General features: G+C 48.8%; 1 protein-coding gene. It reads right to left on the bottom strand.

What is annotated here, in order from left to right; all coding sequences use genetic code 11:
- The coding region (locus tag CEV08_RS09345; protein ID WP_432417148.1) for a phage late control D family protein at positions 1–570 on the bottom strand (570 nt) is incomplete at both ends.

The following is a 570-nucleotide window of genomic DNA, read 5'->3' as shown; positions in this document are numbered from 1 at the left end:
CCTCAAAGGTGATTTCTGTTGTGTATCCGCTTTGTTTTTCATAACAATGCGTGACGGTAGCGGCTTTCCATAGTCCATTAATTTCTTTACGGAACCCTTGAAGGATGAGAGGTTGATCCGCCATGACTTCAGGGTGTCCCGCAAGCGTTAAGGAGCCGCTGCCTACAGCACGGCATAAGCGATCTGATTCTGAGGCAGCCGCCGCTTGTGCTTCTTCTTTGCAAAGGTAGCAACTGCGCAGACGACGCACGGGACCGTTAAACCCCGTTTGATGTTTGACTTGGCATTGTTGCCCTGTCGAGCGATCAAAATAAGAAGCTTCAATGGTGCCGTATTGCGTGCGTGGCTCTAGGGTGAATTCCCAGCTTGAACAGTCATGTTTATGGATGTCGAGGGCTGGTAAATTATCCCCACTTAAAAATAAAAACTTATGGTCTTTGATTAAAAAACGCGCCCGCATGCGATCCGCAAGGCGGGTTAAAAAGTCAACCGCAGACTGATCGGTGCGCACCACATAAGGAAGAGTTTGTTTGGTAAATTGGGGGCTCACCTTTGCTTGATAGCCAGCCA

It is taken from the genome of Bartonella tribocorum, assembly GCF_002778015.1.
GTDB lineage: Bacteria > Pseudomonadota > Alphaproteobacteria > Rhizobiales > Rhizobiaceae > Bartonella > Bartonella tribocorum_B.
The sequence above is the reverse complement of the archived record's forward strand: the minus strand, read 5'-3'. Positions and strand labels throughout refer to the sequence as shown.